The 23,320-nt window shown below is 37.7% G+C and carries 29 protein-coding genes; 28 read left to right on the top strand and 1 reads right to left on the bottom strand.

Annotation, left to right across the window (positions count from 1 at the left end; genetic code table 11):
• Positions 1–5 precede the first annotated feature (5 nt).
• From rplV to carA, 24 genes are all read left to right on the top strand, one after another.
• On the top strand, positions 6–416 hold the full coding sequence (gene rplV, locus B0G92_RS15090) for a 50S ribosomal protein L22 (RefSeq protein ID WP_056068831.1): 411 nt from the start codon (positions 6–8) through the stop codon (positions 414–416).
• A gap of 4 nt (positions 417–420) precedes the next feature.
• Positions 421–1,167, top strand: coding sequence for a 30S ribosomal protein S3 (gene rpsC, locus B0G92_RS15085; protein ID WP_056068830.1), 747 nt, complete (start codon positions 421–423; stop codon positions 1,165–1,167).
• 19 nt (positions 1,168–1,186) lie between these two features.
• On the top strand, positions 1,187–1,612 hold the full coding sequence (gene rplP, locus B0G92_RS15080) for a 50S ribosomal protein L16 (protein ID WP_056068828.1): 426 nt from the start codon (positions 1,187–1,189) through the stop codon (positions 1,610–1,612).
• Positions 1,613–1,624: 12 nt separating this feature from the next.
• Complete coding sequence (gene rpmC, locus B0G92_RS15075) at positions 1,625–1,816, top strand: 50S ribosomal protein L29 (protein WP_056068826.1); 192 nt, start codon at positions 1,625–1,627, stop codon at positions 1,814–1,816.
• Between the two features lie 17 nt (positions 1,817–1,833).
• Positions 1,834–2,091, top strand: coding sequence for a 30S ribosomal protein S17 (rpsQ, locus tag B0G92_RS15070; RefSeq protein ID WP_026710306.1), 258 nt, complete (start codon positions 1,834–1,836; stop codon positions 2,089–2,091).
• Between the two features lie 2 nt (positions 2,092–2,093).
• Positions 2,094–2,462, top strand: a complete 369-nt coding sequence (gene rplN / locus B0G92_RS15065; RefSeq protein WP_007803649.1) for a 50S ribosomal protein L14 — start codon at positions 2,094–2,096, stop codon at positions 2,460–2,462.
• 11 nt (positions 2,463–2,473) lie between these two features.
• Positions 2,474–2,788 (top strand): 50S ribosomal protein L24, encoded by a 315-nt coding sequence (gene rplX, locus B0G92_RS15060; protein WP_056068824.1) that lies wholly within the window; start codon positions 2,474–2,476, stop codon positions 2,786–2,788.
• Positions 2,789–2,790: 2 nt separating this feature from the next.
• Positions 2,791–3,342 carry a 50S ribosomal protein L5 gene (gene rplE, locus B0G92_RS15055; protein WP_056068822.1) on the top strand — a complete coding sequence of 184 codons (552 nt, stop codon included), beginning with the start codon at positions 2,791–2,793 and terminating at the stop codon, positions 3,340–3,342.
• A gap of 3 nt (positions 3,343–3,345) precedes the next feature.
• The gene (gene rpsN, locus B0G92_RS15050; protein ID WP_014085011.1) at positions 3,346–3,615 is read left to right on the top strand and encodes a 30S ribosomal protein S14; all 270 of its coding nucleotides are present in this window, start codon (positions 3,346–3,348) and stop codon (positions 3,613–3,615) included.
• Positions 3,616–3,768: 153 nt separating this feature from the next.
• Positions 3,769–4,167 (top strand): 30S ribosomal protein S8, encoded by a 399-nt coding sequence (gene rpsH / locus B0G92_RS15045; RefSeq protein WP_056068820.1) that lies wholly within the window; start codon positions 3,769–3,771, stop codon positions 4,165–4,167.
• A 19-nt stretch (positions 4,168–4,186) separates the two neighbouring features.
• Positions 4,187–4,729: a 50S ribosomal protein L6 gene (gene rplF / locus B0G92_RS15040; RefSeq protein ID WP_056068817.1), complete on the top strand. Its 543-nt coding sequence runs from the start codon at positions 4,187–4,189 to the stop codon at positions 4,727–4,729.
• Positions 4,730–4,741: 12 nt separating this feature from the next.
• Positions 4,742–5,095 (top strand): 50S ribosomal protein L18, encoded by a 354-nt coding sequence (gene rplR, locus B0G92_RS15035; protein WP_056068815.1) that lies wholly within the window; start codon positions 4,742–4,744, stop codon positions 5,093–5,095.
• Between the two features lie 6 nt (positions 5,096–5,101).
• Positions 5,102–5,626, top strand: a complete 525-nt coding sequence (gene rpsE, locus B0G92_RS15030) for a 30S ribosomal protein S5 (protein WP_056068813.1) — start codon at positions 5,102–5,104, stop codon at positions 5,624–5,626.
• Between the two features lie 11 nt (positions 5,627–5,637).
• Complete coding sequence (gene rpmD, locus B0G92_RS15025) at positions 5,638–5,820, top strand: 50S ribosomal protein L30 (RefSeq protein WP_056068811.1); 183 nt, start codon at positions 5,638–5,640, stop codon at positions 5,818–5,820.
• Positions 5,821–5,832: 12 nt separating this feature from the next.
• A complete protein-coding gene (gene rplO, locus B0G92_RS15020; protein ID WP_056068809.1) occupies positions 5,833–6,288 on the top strand; it encodes a 50S ribosomal protein L15 in 456 nt (151 codons plus the stop codon).
• Positions 6,289–6,303: 15 nt separating this feature from the next.
• Positions 6,304–7,656, top strand: a complete 1,353-nt coding sequence (gene secY, locus B0G92_RS15015; RefSeq protein ID WP_101472848.1) for a preprotein translocase subunit SecY — start codon at positions 6,304–6,306, stop codon at positions 7,654–7,656.
• Positions 7,657–7,661: 5 nt separating this feature from the next.
• Entirely contained in the window at positions 7,662–7,877 is a 216-nt protein-coding gene (gene infA / locus B0G92_RS15010) for a translation initiation factor IF-1 (RefSeq protein WP_007136545.1), read from the top strand.
• A 10-nt stretch (positions 7,878–7,887) separates the two neighbouring features.
• Positions 7,888–8,004 (top strand): type B 50S ribosomal protein L36, encoded by a 117-nt coding sequence (ykgO, locus tag B0G92_RS15005; RefSeq protein WP_002987490.1) that lies wholly within the window; start codon positions 7,888–7,890, stop codon positions 8,002–8,004.
• Between the two features lie 2 nt (positions 8,005–8,006).
• Entirely contained in the window at positions 8,007–8,381 is a 375-nt protein-coding gene (gene rpsM / locus B0G92_RS15000; RefSeq protein ID WP_056068805.1) for a 30S ribosomal protein S13, read from the top strand.
• An 8-nt stretch (positions 8,382–8,389) separates the two neighbouring features.
• Positions 8,390–8,773: a 30S ribosomal protein S11 gene (rpsK, locus tag B0G92_RS14995; protein ID WP_023574076.1), complete on the top strand. Its 384-nt coding sequence runs from the start codon at positions 8,390–8,392 to the stop codon at positions 8,771–8,773.
• A gap of 87 nt (positions 8,774–8,860) precedes the next feature.
• Positions 8,861–9,466, top strand: coding sequence for a 30S ribosomal protein S4 (rpsD, locus tag B0G92_RS14990; protein WP_056068803.1), 606 nt, complete (start codon positions 8,861–8,863; stop codon positions 9,464–9,466).
• Positions 9,467–9,485: 19 nt separating this feature from the next.
• Positions 9,486–10,478, top strand: a complete 993-nt coding sequence (locus B0G92_RS14985) for a DNA-directed RNA polymerase subunit alpha (protein WP_056068801.1) — start codon at positions 9,486–9,488, stop codon at positions 10,476–10,478.
• Positions 10,479–10,517: 39 nt separating this feature from the next.
• Positions 10,518–11,033: a 50S ribosomal protein L17 gene (gene rplQ, locus B0G92_RS14980; protein ID WP_101472847.1), complete on the top strand. Its 516-nt coding sequence runs from the start codon at positions 10,518–10,520 to the stop codon at positions 11,031–11,033.
• 162 nt (positions 11,034–11,195) lie between these two features.
• Complete coding sequence (gene carA / locus B0G92_RS14975) at positions 11,196–12,308, top strand: glutamine-hydrolyzing carbamoyl-phosphate synthase small subunit (RefSeq protein WP_101472846.1); 1,113 nt, start codon at positions 11,196–11,198, stop codon at positions 12,306–12,308.
• Positions 12,309–12,375: 67 nt separating this feature from the next.
• Here carA and B0G92_RS14970 read toward each other — a convergent pair whose 3' ends face one another.
• Entirely contained in the window at positions 12,376–15,918 is a 3,543-nt protein-coding gene (locus B0G92_RS14970) for a T9SS type A sorting domain-containing protein (protein WP_101472845.1), read from the bottom strand.
• A 363-nt stretch (positions 15,919–16,281) separates the two neighbouring features.
• Here B0G92_RS14970 and eno point away from each other — a divergent pair, with 363 nt between their 5' ends.
• The 4 genes from eno (at position 16,282) to B0G92_RS14950 (ending at position 23,265) form a co-directional block, all read left to right on the top strand.
• On the top strand, positions 16,282–17,574 hold the full coding sequence (eno, locus tag B0G92_RS14965; protein WP_056069090.1) for a phosphopyruvate hydratase: 1,293 nt from the start codon (positions 16,282–16,284) through the stop codon (positions 17,572–17,574).
• A 192-nt stretch (positions 17,575–17,766) separates the two neighbouring features.
• The gene (locus tag B0G92_RS14960; RefSeq protein WP_101472844.1) at positions 17,767–19,734 is read left to right on the top strand and encodes a tetratricopeptide repeat protein; all 1,968 of its coding nucleotides are present in this window, start codon (positions 17,767–17,769) and stop codon (positions 19,732–19,734) included.
• Positions 19,735–19,736: 2 nt separating this feature from the next.
• A complete protein-coding gene (locus B0G92_RS14955) occupies positions 19,737–20,498 on the top strand; it encodes a LytR/AlgR family response regulator transcription factor (protein ID WP_056068778.1) in 762 nt (253 codons plus the stop codon).
• Between the two features lie 100 nt (positions 20,499–20,598).
• On the top strand, positions 20,599–23,265 hold the full coding sequence (locus B0G92_RS14950; protein WP_101472843.1) for a DUF7619 domain-containing protein: 2,667 nt from the start codon (positions 20,599–20,601) through the stop codon (positions 23,263–23,265).
• Positions 23,266–23,320 lie beyond the last annotated feature (55 nt).

Raw genomic sequence — 23,320 nt, 5'->3', positions numbered from 1 at the left:
GAGCAATGGGAGTTCGTAAAAGAGAAAGAGCTGAAGGCATCAAAGAAGCTAACAAGCAAGTTGCCTTCGCAAAATTGAATAACTGCCCTACTTCACCTAGAAAAATGCGCTTAGTAGCAGATCTAGTAAGAGGTCAGAAAGTGGAAAGAGCCTTGAATATTTTAAGATTCAGCTCTAAAGAAGCTTCAAGAAAATTAGAAAAACTTTTGTTGTCTGCAATCAATAACTGGGAGCAGAAAAACAGCGAAGGTAATGTAGCTGAAGCAGGCTTGATTGTTAAAGAGATCAGAGTAGATGGTGGAATGATGTTGAAAAGACTTCGTCCGGCTCCACAAGGTCGTGCACACAGAATTAGAAAACGTTCTAACCACGTAACTATCGTGTTGGGACAATTAGATAACACACAAAGCAATTAATAAGATGGGACAAAAGACAAATCCAATTGGAAACAGACTTGGTATCATCAGAGGATGGGATTCAAACTGGTATGGTGGAAATGATTACGGTGACAAACTTGCCGAAGATCACAAAATCAGAAAGTATATCCACGCTCGTTTATCAAAAGCTAGTGTATCAAAAGTAATCATCGAGAGAACTTTGAAGCTTGTAACCGTTACTATCACTACTGCCAGACCAGGTATCATTATCGGGAAAGGTGGCCAAGAGGTAGACAAGTTGAAAGAAGAGCTTAAGAAAATTACTGACAAAGAGGTTCAAATCAACATCTTTGAAATTAAAAGACCGGAGCTTGATGCTTACTTAGTGGCTACAAGTATCGCTCGTCAAATCGAAAGTCGTATTTCATACAGAAGAGCTATTAAAATGGCTATTGCGGCTGCAATGCGTATGAACGCTGAAGGTGTGAAAGTTATGATTTCAGGTCGTTTGAATGGTGCTGAAATGGCACGTTCGGAAATGTTCAAAGAAGGTAGAATTCCTCTATCAACTTTCAGAGCTGACATTGATTATGCACTTGCTGAAGCTCATACTACTTACGGTAGAATGGGAATCAAAGTGTGGATCATGAAAGGTGAGGTTTACGGCAAGAGAGATTTGTCTCCACTGGTTGGAATGGACAAAAAACAAGCCGGAAGCGGTAAAGGCGGAGATGCTCCTCGTGGCAAATCTGACAGACCAGGCAAATCAAACCCACGTAAAAGAAAGTAAATTTTTAAATTAAAGAAAAATGTTACAGCCTAAAAGAACAAAATACCGCAAGGTACAGAAGGGTAGAATGAAAGGTAACTCTCAAAGAGGGCACGAACTTTCTAACGGAATGTTTGGTATTAAATCTGTTCATGAAACTGGAATGTTCCTTACTTCTCGCCAAATCGAAGCTGCACGTATCGCTGCAACTCGTTACATGAAAAGAGAAGGACAATTATGGATTAAAATATTTCCAGATAAACCAATCACTAAGAAGCCTCTTGAAGTACGTATGGGTAAAGGTAAAGGTGCAGTTGAATATTGGGCTGCAGTTGTTAAACCCGGAAGAATTATGTTTGAGGTAGGTGGTGTGCCTTTGTCAGTTGCAAAAGAAGCTTTGCGTCTTGCAGCACAAAAACTTCCTGTTAAAACTAAGTTTGTCGTAGCTAGAGATTTCGAAGCATAATCAATTTTTATTATGAAACAATCAGAAATTAAAGATCTGTCTGTAGCTGAGTTGCAAGAAAAACTTGGTCAATTAAGAAAGACATATGCCGACCTAAAAAATGCTCACGCAATTTCTCCAATTGAAAACCCGCTTCAAATCAGAAGTTTGAGAAGATCAGTTGCAAGAATCGCTACAGAGTTAAGCAAAAGAGAGTTACAGTAATTGTATTCTGCTAAAAGATGGAAAAAAGAAATTTAAGAAAAGAGAGAATAGGTGTTGTTACTAGCAACAAAATGGAGAAATCTATTGTTGTTTCTGAAACAAAAAAAGTAAAACACCCGTTATACGGTAAGTTCGTGTTGAAAACTAAGAAATATGTAGCACACGACGAAACAAACGACTGTAACATTGGAGATACTGTAAGAATCAGCGAAACGCGTCCTTTAAGTAAATCAAAATGTTGGAGACTAGTTGAAATCATTGAAAGAGCTAAATAATTATGGTACAACAAGAATCAAGACTAAAAGTAGCAGATAACACAGGAGCTAAAGAAGTTTTAACTATCCGTGTTTTAGGAGGTACCAAAAGAAGGTATGCCTCTGTTGGTGACAAGATTGTAGTATCTATCAAAGATGCAACTCCAAACGGAAACGTGAAAAAAGGAGCTGTTTCAACTGCAGTTGTTGTACGTACCAAAAAAGAAGTGAGAAGAGCTGATGGTTCTTATATCCGTTTCGATGACAATGCATGTGTTCTTTTGAATGCTGCAGGAGAAATGAGAGGAACTCGTGTTTTTGGTCCAGTAGCAAGAGAACTTCGTGAGAAACAATTCATGAAGATTGTATCATTAGCACCAGAAGTGCTTTAATTATTTACAAGATGATAAAGCTAAAAATCAAATCAGGAGATACAGTAAAAGTTATCGCTGGCGACCATAAAGGTGCTGAAGGTAAGGTTTTACGTGTTGATCGTGAAAAAAATAAAGCGATTGTTGAAGGTGTAAACATGGTTTCAAAACACACGAAACCAAGTGCGAAAAACCCTCAAGGTGGTATCGTTAAGAAAGAAGCTCCAATTCATATCTCAAACATTGCTCTTATAGATCCTAAGACTAAAAAGGCTACAAGAACAGGTGTGAAAGTAGAAGGAGATAAGAAAGTAAGATTTTCAAAAAAATCTAATCAAGTATTATAGTGATGGCTTATATACCTAGACTAAAACAAGAGTATAAGGACAGAGTTATCTCTGCTCTTAAAGAAGAATTTGGTTACAAAAATGTAATGCAAGTTCCTAAATTGGAAAAAATCGTTTTGAGCCGCGGAGTTGGTGCTGCTGTATCTGATAAAAAACTTATCGATTATGCAGTTGATGAGTTGACTAAAATTACAGGTCAAAAAGCAGTAGCGACTATATCTAAAAAAGACGTAGCGTCATTCAAATTGAGAAAAGGAATGCCAATTGGTGCAAAAGTTACTTTGCGTGGCGAAAGAATGTATGAATTCTTAGACAGATTGATTACATCTTCATTGCCTCGAGTAAGAGACTTCGGCGGAATCAAAGCTACTGGTTTTGATGGAAGAGGAAATTACAACCTTGGAGTTTTGGAGCAAATCATTTTCCCTGAAATTGATATTGACAAAGTAAACAAAATCTCTGGTATGGATATTACCTTTGTAACATCTGCAAAAACAGATAAAGAAGCGAAGTCATTATTAGCAGAATTAGGATTACCTTTTAAAAAGAATTAAGTTATGGCTAAAGAATCAATGAAAGCCCGTGAGGTAAAAAGAGAAAAAACGGTAGCTAAGTATGCTGAAAAAAGAAAAGCTTTATTAGAAGCTGGAGATTATGAAGGCCTACAAAAATTACCGAAAAATGCTTCTCCTGTTCGTTTGCACAACCGTTGCAAATTGACTGGAAGACCTAGAGGGTATATGCGTCAATTCGGTATTTCACGTGTAACTTTCCGTGAAATGGCTAACCAAGGATTGATACCAGGAGTTAAAAAAGCCAGCTGGTAAAATCAAAAATTTTGTTTTCTCGACAGATAGTTGTAAGTTTGCCGGATTTTTGCCGCGAACCGGCAACTATCTGTCGATTAATTAGTAAGTTTTAATGGTTTCAGGTTCTACCGGAAAGTCCGGGACGAATACCAAAACCGCAATTTTAATTATATGTATACAGATCCTATTGCGGATTATTTGACAAGAGTTAGAAACGCTGTGGCTGCAAACCACAAAGTCGTTGAAATTCCTGCTTCTAATCTTAAAAAAGAAATCACAAAGATTTTATTTGATCAAGGATATATCTTGAGCTACAAGTTTGAGGACAACTCTGTACAGGGTTCAATCAAAATTGCTTTGAAGTATGATAAAGATACTAAAGAGCCAGTTATCAAAGATATCCAAAGAATTAGTAAACCAGGTTTGCGTAAATATGCAGGTGCTGCTAAACTTCCAAGAATCCTTAACGGATTAGGTATTGCTATTGTTTCAACATCAAGAGGTTTGATGACTGGAAAACAAGCTAAGCAATTGAACATTGGTGGAGAGGTAATCTGTTACGTATACTAATTTTAAACGACTTATTAAGATGTCAAGAATAGGAAAAAACCCAATCGCAATCCCTGCCGGAGTAACTGTTGAAGTTGCTGAAGGTGTGATTACGGTAAAAGGAAAATTAGGTCAGCTTACTCAGGAATATTCTAATGTTACTGTAAAAGTTGAAGATGGTCAAGTTCAGGTTGAAAGAGCATCTGATCAGAAAGAAGAGAGAGCAAAACACGGATTGTACAGAGCGTTAATCAATAACATGATTGTTGGTGTATCTGAAGGTTTTACAAAGGAATTGGAATTGGTTGGAGTAGGTTACAGAGCTTCTAATCAAGGACAAAAACTTGATTTGGCTCTAGGATTTTCACACAATATCATTTTAGATATTGCTCCTGAAGTAAAATTGGAGACAGTTTCTGAAAAAGGTAAGAACCCAATCGTAAAATTAACATCTTTCGATAAACAACTTGTAGGACAGGTAGCTGCGAAAATCAGAAGTTTCCGTAAGCCAGAGCCATACAAAGGAAAAGGAGTTAAGTTTGTTGGTGAAGTATTAAGAAGAAAAGCAGGTAAATCAGCTTAAAAATAAAAGATTATGTCATTAACAAAATCTGAAAGAAGACAGAGAATTAAATTCAGAATCAGAAAAATCGTAAGCGGTACTGCTGCTAAACCAAGACTTTCTGTATTCAGAAGTAACAAAGAAATCTATGCACAGCTCATAGACGATGTAAATGGTGTTACTTTATTGGCTGCTTCCTCTAGAGAGAAAGAAGTAGATACTAAAGGTACAAACGTAGAAGTTGCAGCAGCAGTTGGAAAACTGGTAGCTGAAAAAGCGTTGAAAGCCGGAATTGAAACCGTTACCTTCGATAGAGGCGGATATCTATATCACGGTCGTATTAAATCATTAGCAGAAGGCGCTAGAGCGGCTGGACTTAAATTCTAAGAAATTATGTATCATAAATACAAAAACGTAGAGTTAGTAAAACCAAGTGGACTTGAATTAAAGGACCGTTTGGTGAGTGTAAACCGTGTAACTAAAGTTACTAAGGGTGGTAGAGCTTTCGGATTTTCTGCAATTGTAGTTGTAGGTGACGAGAACGGTGTAGTTGGACATGGACTTGGAAAATCTAAAGATGTTTCTGAAGCTATTGCTAAAGCAGTAGAAGATGCAAAGAAAAATCTTGTGAAAATTCCATTGAGCAGCAAAACTGTTCCTCACGAACAAAAAGGTAAATTTGGTGGAGCGCGTGTATTCTTGATGCCTGCATCTCATGGTACAGGAGTTATCGCTGGTGGAGCTGTTCGTTCAGTTCTTGAATCAGTAGGTATTCACGACGTATTATCAAAATCTCAAGGTTCTTCAAACCCTCATAACGTGGTAAAAGCAACTTTTGATGCTTTATTGCAAATGAGAAGCGCTTATACTGTTGCAAAACAGAGAGGTGTTTCTTTGGAGAAAGTTTTTAAAGGTTAATTCAAGGAAAAATGGCAAAATTATTAGTAAAACAAGTTAGAAGCAAAATCAACTGTCCTCTATCTCAAAAAAGAGGTCTTGAAGCTTTAGGTCTTCGTAAAATGGGACAAGTTGTGGAGCATGAGTCAAATCCTGCTATCCTTGGGATGATAAACAAAGTAAAACACTTAGTTTCTGTTGAAGAAGCTAAATAACAAATTATAGTTATGAATTTAAGTAACTTACAGCCAGCTGAAGGCTCAACACACAATCAAAACAAAAGATTAGGTAGAGGAGAAGGTTCTGGAAAAGGTGGTACTTCTGCAAGAGGTCACAAAGGAGCTAAGTCTCGTTCTGGTTACTCTAAAAAGATTGGTTTTGAAGGAGGTCAGATGCCACTTCAAAGACGTGTGCCTAAATTTGGTTTTAAAAACATCAATCGTAAAGAATACGAAGGTGTAAACCTTGATACGCTTCAAGCTTTGGTTGATAATGGCATTGTTACAGATAACACTGTTGATATGACAGTTTTCGTAGCTAACCGTTTGGCAACTAAAAACGAAATCGTAAAGATTTTGGGTAGAGGTGAATTAAAAGCTAAATTAAAGGTAACCGCACATAAATTTACTGCTACTGCAAAAGCTGCTATCGAAGCTGCCGGAGGAGAAGCTGTAACTTTGTAATCCTTAATAATCAAGATGAAGAAGTTTATAGAATCGTTAAGCAATGTTTGGAAGATTGAAGAGCTAAAAAACAGAATTTTAGTTACTCTTGGATTGTTATTGGTGTATCGTTTTGGAGCACAAGTAACGCTTCCAGGGATTGATGCGACTAAGTTACATGGACTTACTGATCAAACAAAAGAAGGAATCGGATGGTTAATTGATGTATTTACAGGTGGTGCGTTTTCGCAGGCATCTGTATTTGCATTAGGTATCATGCCATATATCTCTGCATCTATCGTAGTTCAATTGATGGGTATTGCTGTGCCTTACCTTCAAAAGCTACAAAAAGACGGTGAAAGCGGAAGAAAGAAAATGAATCAAATCACGCGTTGGTTGACTATCGTAATTACGTTGGTTCAGGCTCCGGGTTATATTTTCAACCTTTACAGAACTTTACCGGGAGAAGCTTTCCTTTCTAATGTGAACCCAGGATTGATCTCACCTTTTGCATTTCAGTTCTTGTCTGTTGTAATACTTGTTTCAGGTACTATCTTCGCGATGTGGCTTGGAGAAAAAATTACAGATAAAGGAATCGGAAACGGTATATCGTTATTGATTATGGTGGGTATTATTGCGAGAATGCCACAAGCATTCATCCAGGAATTCTCTACCAGAGTAACAAACAATAACGGTGGTCCAATGCTTTTGGTTTTCGAAGTAATAATTTGGTTGCTCGTCATCGTAGCTTGTGTTCTATTAGTTATGGCGGTTCGAAAAATTCCGGTACAGTATGCACGCCGTACGGTATCAGGTGAATTCGAACAGGCAGGAAACAGACAATGGATTCCTCTGAAGCTGAATGCTTCCGGAGTTATGCCAATCATCTTTGCTCAGGCAATTATGTTCATTCCTGCAGCTTTGGCTGGTTTATCTAGCTCAGAAACAGCTACTTCAGTTAGTACGGCTTTCCAGAATATTTTTGGATGGCAGTATAACTTGGTTTTCGCCTTGTTAATCATAGTTTTTACTTACTTTTACACCGCAATTACAGTACCTACAAATAAAATGGCAGATGATTTGAAAAGAAGCGGCGGTTTTATCCCAGGAATCAAACCTGGTGCTGAAACTTCAGAATTCTTAGATAAGATTATGTCTTACATCACATTCCCAGGTTCATTATTCCTTGCTTTGATTGCTGTGTTCCCAGCAATCGTTGTCACTGTTTTGAATGTACAACCATCCTGGGCTTTGTTTTACGGAGGTACATCGTTATTGATTATGGTTGGAGTTGCAAGTGATACTATCCAGCAAATTAATTCTTATTTGTTGAACAAGCATTACGATGGTTTGATGAAAAGTGGTAAAAATAGAAAAGCAGTAGCTTAATTTTTATGGCAAAACAATCAGCAATAGAACAAGACGGATCCATCATCGAAGCATTATCAAATGCGATGTTCCGTGTAGAGTTAGAAAATGGACATATTGTAATAGCTCACATCTCTGGGAAAATGCGTATGCATTACATCAAATTATTGCCTGGCGATAAAGTGAAGCTGGAAATGAGCCCTTACGATTTGTCAAAAGCAAGAATTACTTATAGATACTAAAGCTATTAAAATGAAAGTAAGAGCATCAGTTAAAAAAAGAAGTGCCGAGTGCATCATCGTACGAAGAAAAGGAAGATTGTACGTTATTAATAAAAAGAATCCTAGATTTAAACAAAGACAAGGATAGTTATGGCAAGAATAGCAGGGGTAGATATACCTAAAAACAAAAGAGGAGTTATCGCTTTAACTTATATCTTCGGGATAGGAAAAAGCAGAGCTATTGAGATTTTAGAAAAAGCTCAAGTTAGCCAGGATACTAAAGTTCAAGATTGGAATGATGATGAAATCGGAGCTATCCGTGAGGCAGTTTCCTACTTCAAAATTGAAGGTGAATTGCGTTCTGAAATTTCATTGAACATCAAACGTTTGATGGATATCGGATGTTATAGAGGAATTCGTCACAGATCTGGTCTTCCATTAAGAGGACAAAGAACTAAAAACAACTCTAGAACTAGAAAAGGTAAAAGAAAAACTGTTGCTAACAAGAAAAAGGCAACTAAATAATAAGTAGTATGGCTAAGGCAAGTACAAAAAAACGTAAAGTTATCGTTGAATCAACAGGCGAAGCTCATATTAATGCAACTTTTAACAACATCATCATCTCTTTGACTAACAAAAAAGGTGAAGTTATTTCTTGGTCTTCTGCAGGTAAGATGGGATTCAGAGGTTCTAAAAAGAACACTCCGTATGCCGCTCAAATGGCAGCTGAAGATTGCAGCAAAGTAGCGTTAGAAGCTGGACTTAAAAAAGTGAAAGTTTATGTAAAAGGACCAGGTAACGGACGTGAGTCTGCTATCCGTTCTATTCATAACGGCGGAATTGAAGTAACAGAAATCATTGACGTTACTCCAATGCCACACAACGGATGTCGTCCTCCAAAAAGACGTAGAGTTTAATTAATATTTAAGTATAACTAGGTAGAATCTAAGATTATCGGAGGATATGACCTGAATTCATAATCTCTACCTTAATTAATTTTTAAAATGGCAAGATATACTGGTCCAAAAACTAAAATTGCTCGTAAATTCGGCGAGGCAATCTTCGGAGATGACAAAGCCTTCGAAAAAAGAAATTATCCACCGGGACAACACGGATTGGCTAAAAAAAGAGGTAAGAAATCTGAATACGCTATCCAGTTAATGGAAAAGCAAAAAGCTAAGTATTCTTATGGAATCTTGGAAAAACAATTCAGAAACTTATTCGAAAAAGCTTCTGCTACTAAAGGAGTAACAGGTGAAGTTCTTTTACAACTTTGTGAGGCAAGACTTGATAACGTAGTTTTCAGAATGGGAATCGCTCCATCAAGAAGAGCTGCACGTCAAATCGTTTCTCACAGACACATCACTGTTAACGGTGAAGTTGTAAACATCCCTTCATATCACTTGAAACCTGGAGATAAAGTTGCCGTTCGTGAAAAATCTAAATCTTTAGAAGCTATCGAGCGTTCATTATCTAATTCAAGTCACGTTTACGAGTGGATTACTTGGAACAACGACCTTAAAGAAGGTACTTTCGTTTCAGTTCCAGCGAGACTTCAAATCCCAGAAAACATTAAAGAGCAACTAATCGTAGAGTTGTATAACAAATAATAAGACACTAGTCGAACATATGGCAATATTTAATTTTCAGAAGCCCGATAAAGTTATCATGATCGATTCAACCGATTTCGAAGGTAAGTTTGAATTCAGACCTTTGGAACCTGGTTACGGATTGACTGTTGGTAATGCACTTAGACGAGTCTTGCTTTCCGCTTTAGAAGGATATGCAATAACATCTGTTCGTATCGAAGGTGTAGATCACGAGTTTTCTACAATTTCAGGAGTAGTGGAAGACGTTACAGAAATCATCCTAAATCTTAAACAAGTACGTTTCAAGCGTCAGATTGAAGATATAGACAATGAATCTGTTTCTATCTCAATTTCTGGTAAAGACCAGATTACTGCTGGAGATTTTCAAAAATTTATTTCTGGTTTCCAAGTATTGAACCCGGAATTGGTTATCTGCAACTTAGATAGCAAAGTTAACTTGAATATGGAGTTGACTATTGAAAAAGGTAGAGGATACGTTCCTGCAGAAGAGAATAAAAAACAAAACGCTGCAATCGGTACTATTTTTACGGATTCTATCTTTACACCGGTAAAGAACGTGAAATATGCTATCGAGAACTTCCGTGTTGAGCAAAAAACAGATTACGAAAAACTAGTTTTCGAAATCAAGACTGACGGATCTATCAATCCTAAAGATGCTCTTACTGAAGCTGCTAAAGTTTTGATTCACCATTTCATGCTGTTCTCTGATGAAAGAATAACACTTGAAGCTGATGAAATCGCTCAGACAGAATCTTATGATGAAGAATCATTACACATGAGACAATTGCTTAAAACTAAGCTTGTTGATATGGATTTGTCTGTTAGAGCTTTAAATTGCTTGAAAGCGGCTGAAGTTGATACACTCGGAGATCTAGTATCTTTCAATAAGAATGACTTAATGAAGTTCCGTAATTTCGGTAAAAAATCATTAACTGAGCTTGATGAGCTTGTTGCAGTGAAAAATTTACATTTCGGAATGGATTTAACAAAGTATAAATTAGATAAAGAATAATCTAATCCCGAATTCGTTCGAGATTAAATTTCAATAGCAATGAGACACGGAAAAAAAATCAATCACTTAAGCAGACAGGCATCGCACAGAAAAGCTATGTTGTCTAATATGGCTTGTTCTCTAATCGAACACAAACGTATTAACACTACTGTTGCTAAAGCTAAAGCGCTTAAACAATATGTTGAGCCTTTGATTACTAAATCAAAAGAAGACACTACTCATAACAGACGTATTGTTTTTTCTTACCTTAAAAATAAGTATGCTGTAACTGACCTTTTCAGAGATGTTGCTGCAAAAGTTGGAGATCGTCCAGGTGGATACACTCGTATCATCAAACTTGGAAATCGTTTAGGAGATAACGCTGATATGGCGATGATCGAACTAGTTGATTTCAACGAACTATACAACGGAGGTAAAAAAGAAGTTAAAAAAGCGAAAAGCCGTCGTGGTGGTAAGTCTACTAAGAAAGCAGAAGAAACTGCTGTCGAAGAGGCTCCAAAAGTTGAAACTCCAGCTGCACCGGCTGCAGAAACTTCTACTGATGCTGCTGAATAATGAAGAAATTCATTTCATAAATAAAAAAAGGATAAGCTATTATAGTTTATCCTTTTTTTTTGCCGTTTGAAAATGGTCTATCGAGAAATAAATTTTTAGAAACTCTAAAATTGAATTAAATTTGCAACCGCATTCCATAACTACACAACACAACAATAAAAAATGAAATACACAACACGACAAAAAGCAATTCTCCTTCTTAGTGATGGAACCATCTTTTACGGGAAATCTATAGGTATAGAAGGAACTACTTTTGGCGAAGTCTGCTTTAATACAGGAATGACAGGCTATCAGGAAATTTTCACAGACCCGTCCTATTTTGGCCAAATTATGGTGGCAACAAATGCCCATATTGGTAATTATGGAGTGAATGAGGAAGATGTAGAATCCGATCAGATTATGATTTCGGGATTAGTCTGCAAAAACTTTTCTTTTAATTATTCGCGTGCCAATTCTTCCGGTAGCCTTGAGGACTACTTTAAGAAGCAGAATTTAATATGCATTTCTGATGTAGATACCAGGGCTCTGGTAAGCTACATTCGGGATAATGGTGCTATGAATGCCGTAATTTCTACCGATGGGAAATCTATTGAAGAATTAAAAGAAATGCTGGCAAAAGTGCCTAATATGGAAGGTTTGGAGCTGGCTTCGAAAGTTTCTACCAAAGCACCTTATTTTGTAGGTGAAGAAACGGCTACATATAGAATTGCAGCTTTGGATTTGGGAATCAAGAAAAATATATTGCGAAATCTTGCCAAAAGAGATTGTTATATAAAAGTTTTCCCTTTTGATACGACCTATGAAGAGATGAAAGCTTTTAATCCTGATGGATTTTTCCTTTCCAATGGTCCTGGTGATCCGGATCCTCTTTTTGGAGCTATAGAAATAGCAAAGAAAATTTTATCCAATGATGATCCTGTGTTTGGAATCTGTCTTGGACATCAGGTTTTGGCTCTTGCTAACGGAATCCCAACCTATAAGATGTTTAACGGCCACAGAGGGATAAACCATCCGGTAATGAATGTTATTACAGGAAAAGGAGAAATAACTTCCCAAAACCATGGATTTGCGGTAAATCGTGAAGCGTTGGAAAAACATCCGGATTTGGAAATAACCCATCTTCATATTAACGACGGAACCGTTGCCGGTATGCGAATGAAAAATAAAAATTGCTTTTCAGTACAGTATCACCCGGAAGCAAGTCCGGGACCGCATGATTCATCTTATTTATTTGATCAGTTTATTGAGAAAATCAAAAGCTGTGTAGCAAAATAAAAATAAATCAGAATAAAAAAGAGCCACTTTATAAAGTGGCTCTTTTATTTTGAAATCTGTTTCCAGATTATTGCTTCATCACCTTAATGGTTTTAGTTTGTCCCTCTGCAGTTACTTTTACTAAATAAGATCCAGTCGGCAAGTTAGACATGTCGATTGTACCATTAGTATCATTAATTGTTTTGGAAACCACATTTTGACCTAATAAGTTAAAGATGCTTACGTCTGAAATGTTTTGGTCGTAAGATAGGTTCAAAATATTGCTAACAGGATTCGGATAAGCTTTGAAATTAGCGTTATTGAATCCAGGAACACTTAATGTCGGACTCCAGGCAGAGATTGAGAAAGCTTCTTCTTCATCGTTACTGTATTCCCATACTCTGATATAAACTGTTTCTCCTGCTGTTCTTCCGGTCAGGTTGATTTTTGAATAATTTGCGCTTCCACCATCGTCATTGCATTCGATTAATTCTAAAGCATCGCAAGTTCCTGAATAAATTGCCAACCCTGAATCAAAGCCGGTAACGCTTGACCCGACAGGATTGCCAGTTTCAATAGTTAATTTTCCGTCTGCAGGAATAACTACTTTATACCAAACATCACTGCCCTCATAACTGGCACATTCCGGATCCGGAATAGTGGCTGAAAGAGAAGAATCTGTAGCGCCTGCTATAGTTGAATTCACAGCTCCGCCGGCATATGTTGTAGCAGCAGTCAAAGTGATGGCATTTGCACAATCATCATTTGCAGGTGGTGGAGGTGTAGTACCAACACAAATATCAAAATTGGTAGATCCAATTTCATCACTATTATAACTGAATACTCTTAAATAGTAAGTAGTACCAACGGTTAATCCGCTAACCACACTTGTATCAGGATCGCTGATAGATATGCTTATCAATTGTCCTCCACATGTTCCTTCAAAAACTTCATGAACAAGGTCTGATGGATCTCCTTCTACGTTTAGTAGGGTTACTCTATGTGAAGTTGCCGTAGCTACAAAAGTATACCAAACATCATCATCTGCTGTTCCAACACTGCTTTCCGATTCTCCCGAATCCGTAGCGCCGGCAATTGTACCTGCTGTTGTAGAAGCGCAGGATGCGTCGGCATTTACTGTAAGTGCGATTGCATTCGTACAGTCATCATTTGCCGGAGGGGCAGGCTGAGAACCAATGCAGATGTCAAAAGTTGTTGATTCCGGTGTATCAGAGTAATAACTGTATACTCTAACATAATAAGTAGTGCCAACAGTCAGGTCTGTAGCGAAACTAGAATCGCTATCACTCGAATATAATAAAGACAATGTACCGCAAGTGCCTTCAAACACTTCGTGTACTAAATCTGTTTCGTCTCCTTCTACATTTATAAGATTTATTTTGTGAGATGTTGCAGTAGCTACAAAGCTGTACCATACGTCATCATCTGCCTCTCCTGTATCCGTTTCAATTCCGGAATCCGTAGCGCTTACTAATGTTCCTGAAGTTACAGTTGTGCAGTTAAGATCAGAGTTGACAGTTAAGGCAATAGCACCAGCACATTCATCATTCGCTGGAGCCGGTGGAAATGTTCCTACACAAATATCAAAAGTCGTTGATTCTGAAGCAGTACTTCCGTAAGTAAATACCCTTACATAATAAGTAGTGCCAACAGTTAGCCCGGAAACTGTGCTTTCGTCATTGTCACTTGAGTTTAAAATAGTTAATCCTGCACATGTGCCGTCTAATACTTCATGTACCAAATCGGTCTGGTCGCCCTCAACGTTTGTAAGTGTTATTTTGTGAGTAGCAGCAGTAGCGACAAAGCTATACCATACATCATCATCTGCTGTTCCTGTATCGGCTTCGATTCCGGAATTTGTAGCACTTGCCAATGTTCCTGAAGTTGTTGATGTACAGTTGAAATCAGAGTTTACAGTCAAAGCAACGGCTCCGGCACATTCGTCGTTAGCTGGTGCTGCTGGCGGAACGCTGATACAAAGGTTAAAAGTAGTTGATTCGGCGGCAGCAGAACTGTACGTGAATACTCTAAGGTAATAAGTAGTTCCAACTGTTAGTCCGGTAACAAGGCTTGATTCAGGATCGCTTGCGTGTAAGCTTATAAGCTGGCCACCACAAGTTCCCTGGAATACTTCGTGTACAAGGTCAGTAATATCACCGTTAATATTTAACAGCTTAATTCTGTGTGTTGTCGAGGTGGCTACAAATGTGTACCAAACGTCATCATTTGAATTACCAACACTTGATTCGCTTTCGTTCGAATCAGTAGCGCTAACCAGTGTTCCTGCGGTTTTTAAAGTACAGGAATCGTTTGTGTTTACTTGAACAGCTATTGCATTAGCGCATTCGTCGTTAGCAGGTGGAGCCGGAGGAACGCTTACACAGATGTTAAAGGTTGTCGATTCCGAAGGGCTGCTTCCGTAACTGAATACTCTTACGTAATAAGTAGTACCTATAGTAAGGCCGCTAACAAGGCTTGAATCAGGATCGCTTGAATTTAGTACAACTAATGAACCACAAACACCGTCCATTACTTCGTGAACCAAATCCGTATTATCTCCACTGCTGTCAATTAATTTTATTCTGTGGGAAGTAGCAGTAGCTACAAAACTATACCACACGTCATCATCAGCAGTTCCTATGTTCGTTGAAATTCCAGAATCTGTAGCGCCAATAAGTGTTCCTGGTGTTACAGAAGCACATGGTGTATTGGCGGGATTTACTGTCAAGGAAATTGCAGTTGTACATTCGTCATTGGTTAATTCCGGTAAAGTAGTTATACAAATATCGAAAGTAGTCAATGCCGGGCTGGATCCATACGAAAACACTCTTACATAATAGGTATTACCAACGGTTAAGCCGCTAACAAGACTAGATTCAGGATCGCTGGAACTCAATATGTTCAAGGAGCTACAAGTGCCATCCATTACTTCGTGTACCAAATCGGTTGCGTTGCCATCAATGTTTAAAAGTGAAATTTTATGAGATGTTGCTGTAGCTACAAAGCGATACCATACATCGTCGTCTGCAGTTCCCGTTTCCGTGCTAACGCCAGAATCGGTAGCGCCAGCCAAAACTCCTGTAGCGACAGAAGTGCAGGTTAAACCTGAGTTAGGCGTCAAAATTATAGCATTTGCACATTCATCATTGGTTAAAGCTGGTAAAGTGCCTACACAAATATCAAATGTTGTTGTGACAGCGTCATCATAATAACTGTAAACCCTTACATAATACGTAGTTCCAATTGTCAATCCGGAAACAACACTTGTGTTAGGATCCCTGGAACTCAGGATGTTTAATGTTCCGCAAGTTCCGCTCATGACCTCATGGGCTAAATCGGTGTCATCACCTTCTACATTTAATAGGCTGATTTTGTGTGTTGTTGCTGTTGCAACGAAGCTATACCACACATCATCATCGGCAGTACCGGTATCTGCTTCGATTCCGGAGTCTGTAGCGCCTGCTAATGTTCCGGCAGTTTTTGATGTGCAGGACAAGTTAGTGTTAACGGTTAGCGAAGTGGCATTGGCACAGTCATCATTACTGGGAGCCTGTGCATAGGCATGGCAATAGAAGGCAAGTAATGCCCAAAAAAATAGATTTTTTTTCATTAGTTAGTTGTTTGATTAATAGCGCCTGAATTTCGGCGTATTTGCGCAAAAAAACAAAAACTAATTAGAATTTAGCGGTTTTGAATTAGAATTTGAAATAGTGTTCTGGAGTTGTATTAACAAATCTGACAACAAAAAATCTTATGCAGATTCTTAATTTTTTCTATGCCAGAATGACAGGATGAAATAGTAGGGCGAAAAATACTGTTGTGAGAAGGAAAGAGTTGTGAGAAAATAAATAACAAATGCTAAAACGTTTGCGTTTATAAGTTTTTAAAAAATAAAAGATTTCGGATTTTAAAATCCTTAAATTTGTGTTCTATTCAGAAAAACAACCAAATAATAACAAATAAACAATTAATAATGAGCAGAATTATTAAAATCCACGCAAGACAAATCCTTGATTCCAGAGGAAATCCAACTATTGAAGTTGATGTAGTAACAGAACATGGAATTTTGGGTAGGGCTGCCGTACCGTCAGGAGCTTCAACGGGAGAACATGAGGCCGTAGAACTTCGTGACGGAGGCAAAGCATTTATGGGTAAAGGAGTTATGAAAGCGGTGGAAAATGTAAATATAAAAATTGCCGAAGAATTATTAGGAAATTCTGTTTTCGAGCAAAACCTGATCGATCAGAGAATGATTGAATTGGACGGTACTCCTAATAAGTCAAACCTGGGCGCTAATGCTATTCTTGGGGTTTCTTTGGCGGTTGCCAAAGCAGCTGCAAATGAATTGGGCTTGCCGTTGTATCGTTATGTTGGAGGTGTTTCAGGTAATACGCTTCCGGTTCCTATGATGAATATCATCAATGGAGGTTCGCACTCGGATGCTCCAATCGCTTTTCAGGAATTTATGATTATGCCGGTAAAAGCAAAAACGTTTACACAGGCAATGCAAATGGGAACAGAGGTTTTTCACCACCTGAAAAAAGTATTGCACGATAGAGGATTGAGTACTGCGGTAGGAGATGAAGGTGGTTTTGCTCCAAATTTGGCTGGTGGAACAGAAGACGCATTGGATTCAATTAAAAAGGCAGTTGAAAATGCAGGTTATGTTTTTGGTGAAGATATTAAGATTGCTTTAGATTGTGCTGCCTCAGAATTTTATGTAAACGGAAATTACGATTACAAGAAGTTTGAAGGGGAAACAGGAAAAGTTCGTTCTTCAAAAGAACAGGCAGAATATCTGGCTGAACTGGCATCAAAATATCCAATTATTTCGATTGAAGACGGTATGCAGGAAAACGATTGGGACGGTTGGAAATATCTTACAGAATTAATAGGGGATAAAGTACAGCTTGTAGGAGATGATTTGTTTGTAACCAATGTTGAGCGTCTTAAAAAAGGAATAGACAAGGGAATTGCAAATTCAATTTTAGTAAAAGTAAACCAGATTGGTACGCTAACTGAAACCATTGCTGCAGTAAATATGGCACACAATGCCGGATATACATCAGTAATGTCGCACCGTTCCGGAGAAACAGAAGACAATACAATTGCGGATTTGGCGGTAGCTTTGAACTGTGGACAAATAAAAACAGGTTCGGCATCGCGTTCTGACCGTATGGCAAAATACAATCAATTGCTTCGTATTGAGGAAGAATTAGGAAGTACGGCCTATTTCCCTGGTGAAAAAGCTTTCAAGATTAAATAATTTAGCTATCTTTAAATAATTAAAACCCTTTTGGATGTATATTCCGAAAGGGTTTTTTTATAAAATCAAATTCTAAATTAAAACCGTCAAATTCTAAGTTTTGACTATATTCGGGAAATAGAATATTATTTTTGTTAATTGCGCATCGTGTGAATTGGTGTGCCGGAATCTTAAAGATAAAACGTTTTTGGAATGAATATGAAATCCTTTGTGATCTGCTTTTTTATGCTGTTTTGCGTTCTTTCCTATTCGCAGGAAAAGACGATAGACAGCCTGAAAAACGTTTTAAACCATACAAAAAACGATATTGATAAGGCCGAACTGCTGAATGCAATAGCATCAGAATACATGTCCAGTGATCCAAAGCAGATGCGTGAGTATGCAAACAAAGCACTGGAACTCTCCAAAAAAATAAAGTATCGGATTGAAGAAGGAAATGCCTGTCTGAATTTAGGAAACGTAAATGTCATTCTCGGAAACTATTCATTGGCATTGGATAATTTTTCAAATGCACAACAAATCTTCGAAGCCGATCTGGCAACCGACCTTAAAAATAGTTCCAAGATAAAAAACGGACTTGCCCGCGCTTATGGAAGTATAGGGATAGTCTTTTCGGAACAAAGTAACTATGCCAAAGCTTTGCAATACCACCTGAAAGCGGTCAGGATTTATGAAGAAATGAAAGACGGGGCAAGAACAGCCCGTATCTACAATAATATTGGTATAGTATATCAGGCCCTGAAAGAAGATTTCAAGGCATTGGATTATTTTACAAGAGCCCAAAAACTTCAGGAAAAGGCAGGAGATATGACCGTAGGTATCACTACCACCAATATTGGTAATATCTATCTAAGACAGAAAAATTATTCCAAAGCTTTTGAGTATTATACCAAATCAAAAAATACCTTCGATAAAAGCAGCGATGCCAGAGGACTGGGAGAATTATACAACAATCTGGGTTCCTATTATTGGCAAACAGGCAACTTGCCTAAAGCGACAGAAAGCTGGGAAAAAGCCATTGCCCAGTTCAAATCTATAGACGATAAATTTGGTATTTCAGATACCTATTCGCACTTGGGTAATTTTTATTATAGCCAGAAACAATATAATGAAGCAATGGCTAATGCAGTCAGTGCCTTAAAACTTGCTAAAGAACTGGAGGTGTTGGAACAGGTCATGAATTCCGAAAAACTCATCAGTTCGATTTATGAAAAGCAAAACAAACCGGACCTGGCGTTAGAGCATTATAAATATTATAATATTGCAAGAGACAGTCTGGTTAGCCATGAAAATATCAGGAAAAGCGTTCAGGCTGAAATGAATTTTGATTTTGAAAAAAAGCAGACCATGCAGCAAGAGGCTCATGAAAAAAGAGAATTGCTTTTTAAGGAACAAAATAAAAGATACCAACTGCAGGCCATTTTTGGAGCTTTATTCGTAATCTTGATTTTTGGAATTATTTTTCTGATTTATAACAGGATGCAGCTCAAAAAAACACTAACCTTGCAGAAGGAGTTGGCAGAATACGAGCAAAAAGCACTGCATCTTCAGATGAATCCGCATTTTGTATTTAATTGCCTGGGTTCTATTTCAAGCTTTATTGTACAAAACGGTACGGATTCAGCTATAAAATACCTCTCCAAATTTTCAAAATTGATGCGGCTTACATTGGAATATTCTAAAGAATCGCTTATCCCGATTGATAAGGAAATTGAAAGCCTGCAAAATTATTTGGAGCTGGAGCAACTTCGTTCCGATAAAATGTTTAATTTCAGCATCACCAAAAGTGACCTGATAGAAGACGATATGGCACTGCCACCGCTATTATTGCAGCCTTTTGTGGAAAATGCAATTATCCACGGTTTGATTCCTAAAAAAGAAGTCGGAAAAATCGATATTGATTTCTCACTAAAAGAAGAAAGCCTGATATGTACAATTGTCGATAACGGGATAGGTTTTGAAAAGTCGCAGGAGTTAAAAGCAGCTTCGGTTTCAATTCATAAATCGATGGCTTTGGATATAACCCGGAAACGACTTGAAATGATGGAGGCAGTTACCTCAAAAACATCAAAAGTAGAAATAAAGGAACTGAAAGACGAAAATGGAAATCCGGTTGGTACGGAAGTAGTCCTTCACCTGCCTATACAATATATTAAATAAGTATGATTACAGCAGTATTGATAGATGATGACAGCAACCTGAGAAAAGGAATGAAAAGCCTGTTGAGTCGCTATGCGCCTGAAATTAAAATTTTAGGAGAAGCTGACAGCGTGAAAACAGGTATCAAGGTTATGGACAGCCTTAAACCTCAGGTGGTTTTTCTCGACATACAGCTTACAGATGGTACAGGTTTTGATATTCTCGAAAATCTGGCGCAAAAAAATGGCAAGTCTTCTTCGCATATTGTCTTTATCACAGCCCATGAAGAATATGCTATCAAGGCATTCCGATTTAGTGCTTTGGATTTCCTTTTAAAGCCTGTAGACCCGGAAGAATTGGAAAAAGTTATAGAAAAAATAAAAAGCACTTTAGAAAAGAATGATAATTACGCGCACATCGACCTGCTTTTGGAAAATATAAGAAAGAAAGTTGATAATTTTAAAAGAATAGCGCTTTCTACTTCCGACGGAATTCACCTGTTGGAAGTCAGCGATATTATTCGCTGTGAGTCTGAAGACAATTATACCAAGTTTTATATTAAGAACGGCAAGCCGATCTTGATTTCAAAAACACTAAAAGAATACGAGGAATTATTGGCAGAGCATGGCTTCGAAAGAATCCATCAGTCTCATCTGATCAATCTTTCCTGCCTCAAATCCTACATCAAAAAAGACGGAGGTTATGTCATTATGGCCGATAATAGCAAACTTCCGATATCACAAAGAAAAAAAGAAAGATTGCATGAATTGCTGAAAATGATTTAGCGAATTCTAACCCGAAATGCTAAAATTCTAAATAATTTCTTTTTGTGGCTCCTACTTTATTATATTTGGAGGTTATTATTATGAAAAAAATGATGGTTATATGAAAAGATTATTACTTTATGGGCTGTTGTTCTTATACGGGTTCAGCTATGCGCAGAACGTAGATATCTTAGACCCATCTTTTAAAAGCAAATTGTTGGCTGCTGATGTTTCCAATCGGATAGCAAAAGACGGCAACGGAACTCCTATACGTATTGACCTGAATAATGATGGCGAAATTCAACTTACTGAAGCCGTTAGAGTCGTAGAACTGAATGTTTCCGCTTCAGATATTTCTTCTCTTCAGGGAATTAATCATTTTTCCAACCTGAAAATCCTTGAATGTTATAATAATTCAATAAATACGCTCAATCTTTCAAATAACCCTTATCTTGAATATGTTGATTGTTCTGAAAACCAGATTTCTTCATTAAACCTGAACGGACTGGTTAACCTGAAACATCTGGATTGCAGAGTAATGGGGAGTGGTAATTTGACTTCGCTCAATTTAACCGGATTGACTGCATTAAGAGTGCTAAGATGTGGAAGAAATAGCCTGACAACACTGGATTTATCGCCGGTTACAAACCTGGTTGAGCTGGATTGTAGTGTTACGGGGCTTACGAGTTTGAATCTTAACGGATTAGTAAATTTAAAATCATTGGATTGTAGCTTGAGCCAGCTTTCTACATTGAATCTGGCATCTTTGGGTAATCTGGAAAGACTTGATTATTCTTATAATCCCGGTCTTGCATCGTTGAATATTTCTTCTCTGACTTCACTTAAAGAGTTGTCATGCAATGCAATGGGATTAGCCTCTTTAAATCTTTCACCATTCCCGGAATTGGTCAGCCTGAGTTGCCATAGTAACATGCTGACAAATCTCGATTTTTCTGCAAACAGCCATCTCGAAAGAATAGAATGTAGCGCCAATCAGCTAACGGCTTTGAACGTAGCAGGCTTGCCATCACTAACTACGCTGATGTGCAGTTATAACCAGTTTTCTGTCTTAAATTTATCAGGATTGGAAAATTTATCACATTTGGATTGCAGGAATAATAACATCGTTATAATTGAAACGGCAGGACTTAATGGTTTAATGTCGGTTTTTTGCAATAATAATTCCTTAATAAAATTAGACCTTAGCCATTCTCCTTATGTTTCTGTAGTTTCGTGCGCAGACAATCCGCAACTTATCTCGGTAAATTTGAAAAATGGTTTTTCACTTCCGCAAATTTTTGACGGTTTTGATTTTGCCAACACGCCAAACCTGGAATATGTTTGCGCAGATGAAGATGAATTGGCTTTGTTTCAAAGCTTTTTCACGGGTCAGGGTATGAACGTTTCCGTTACTCCATACTGTACTTTTACTCCCGGAGGTGATTACAATACCATAGCCGGTATGTTAAGGTTGGATGAAAATGGCAATGGTTGCGACGCTAATGATAGAACACAGCCTTTTATCAAGGTAAAATTAAATGACGGAATAGAAGAATCATCAGTATTTACAGATCTTGAAACAGGATACGCTTTTTATACGCAGTCCGGTGCATTTACACTGACTCCTGCAACAGAAAATACCTCTTTCTTTTCTTTTAGCCCGGCCAGTACAGTAGTTAACTTTCCAAATAATAACAATAATACGCAAACACAAAATTTCTGTATTACTCCAGACGGAGTGCATTCAGACATAGAAATAGCTATTGCGCCAGTGGTTCCTGCAAGACCGGGTTTTGATGCAGTATATAAAGTAGTTTATAAAAACAACGGAAACCAGACAGTGTCCCAAAACGCTGGAATCACGCTTCGCTACAATCAGGACCTGATGAGTTTTGTGTCATCGACTCCGGTTGCCGGTTCGCAAACTCCGGGTAGGATAACCTGGAGTTATGCAGACTTGCATCCTTTTGAATCCCGCAGTTTTACTGTAACAATGAATATCAACAGGCCGACAGATGGGCATCCGGTTAATATCAATGACATATTGAGTTTTAACGCTTCCATTACAGCACCGGGTGATGAGAATACGAATGACAATACGTTTACACTGCGTCAGAAAGTTGTAGGTTCTTTTGATCCTAATGACATTAGCTGTCTGGAAGGAGATATTGTTCCTCCTACAGAAATAGGAGAATACCTCCATTATCTGGTTCGCTTTGAAAATACAGGAAATGCACCTGCTCAAAATATAGTGATCCGAAATGAAATTGATGAGGAAGAGTATGATGTATCATCGCTTCAGATATTGGACAGCTCCCATAAACTAAGAGCAAGAGTAAAAGGAAATAGGGCCGAATTCATTTTTCAGAATGTTTATCTGGATTCTGGTGGTCACGGAAATATTTTATTAAAACTAAAATCGACAGAAAATCTTGTTGCTGAAAGTACGGTATCAAGCAGGGTAGGAATATATTTTGACTATAATACTCCGGTATTGACAAACAGAGTCACAACCGTTTTCAAAATGTTGTCTGTTGATGAAAAAGATTTGGATCAAACAATTAAAATCTATCCGAATCCGGTAAACAAAATGCTTAACATTAAAGCTGCCGGCATGATTCGCACAGTATACCTGTATGATGCACAGGGAAGAATACTCATGACGCAACTCCTGGGAAAAAATGAGGTGAGTTTTGATCTTTCCAATTATGCAGCCGGAGTTTATTTTGTGAAAATTATAACCGATGAAGGAGCCAAAACCGAAAAAATAATCAATAGAAAAAACTAGAAGACAGATTCATAAAAAGAGAAAATAACCAGAAAGCCTAATCAAAAAACAATAA

It is taken from the genome of Flavobacterium lindanitolerans, assembly GCF_002846575.1.
Taxonomy (GTDB): Bacteria; Bacteroidota; Bacteroidia; order Flavobacteriales; family Flavobacteriaceae; genus Flavobacterium; species Flavobacterium lindanitolerans.
This window is presented reverse-complemented; position numbering and strand designations above follow the sequence as displayed.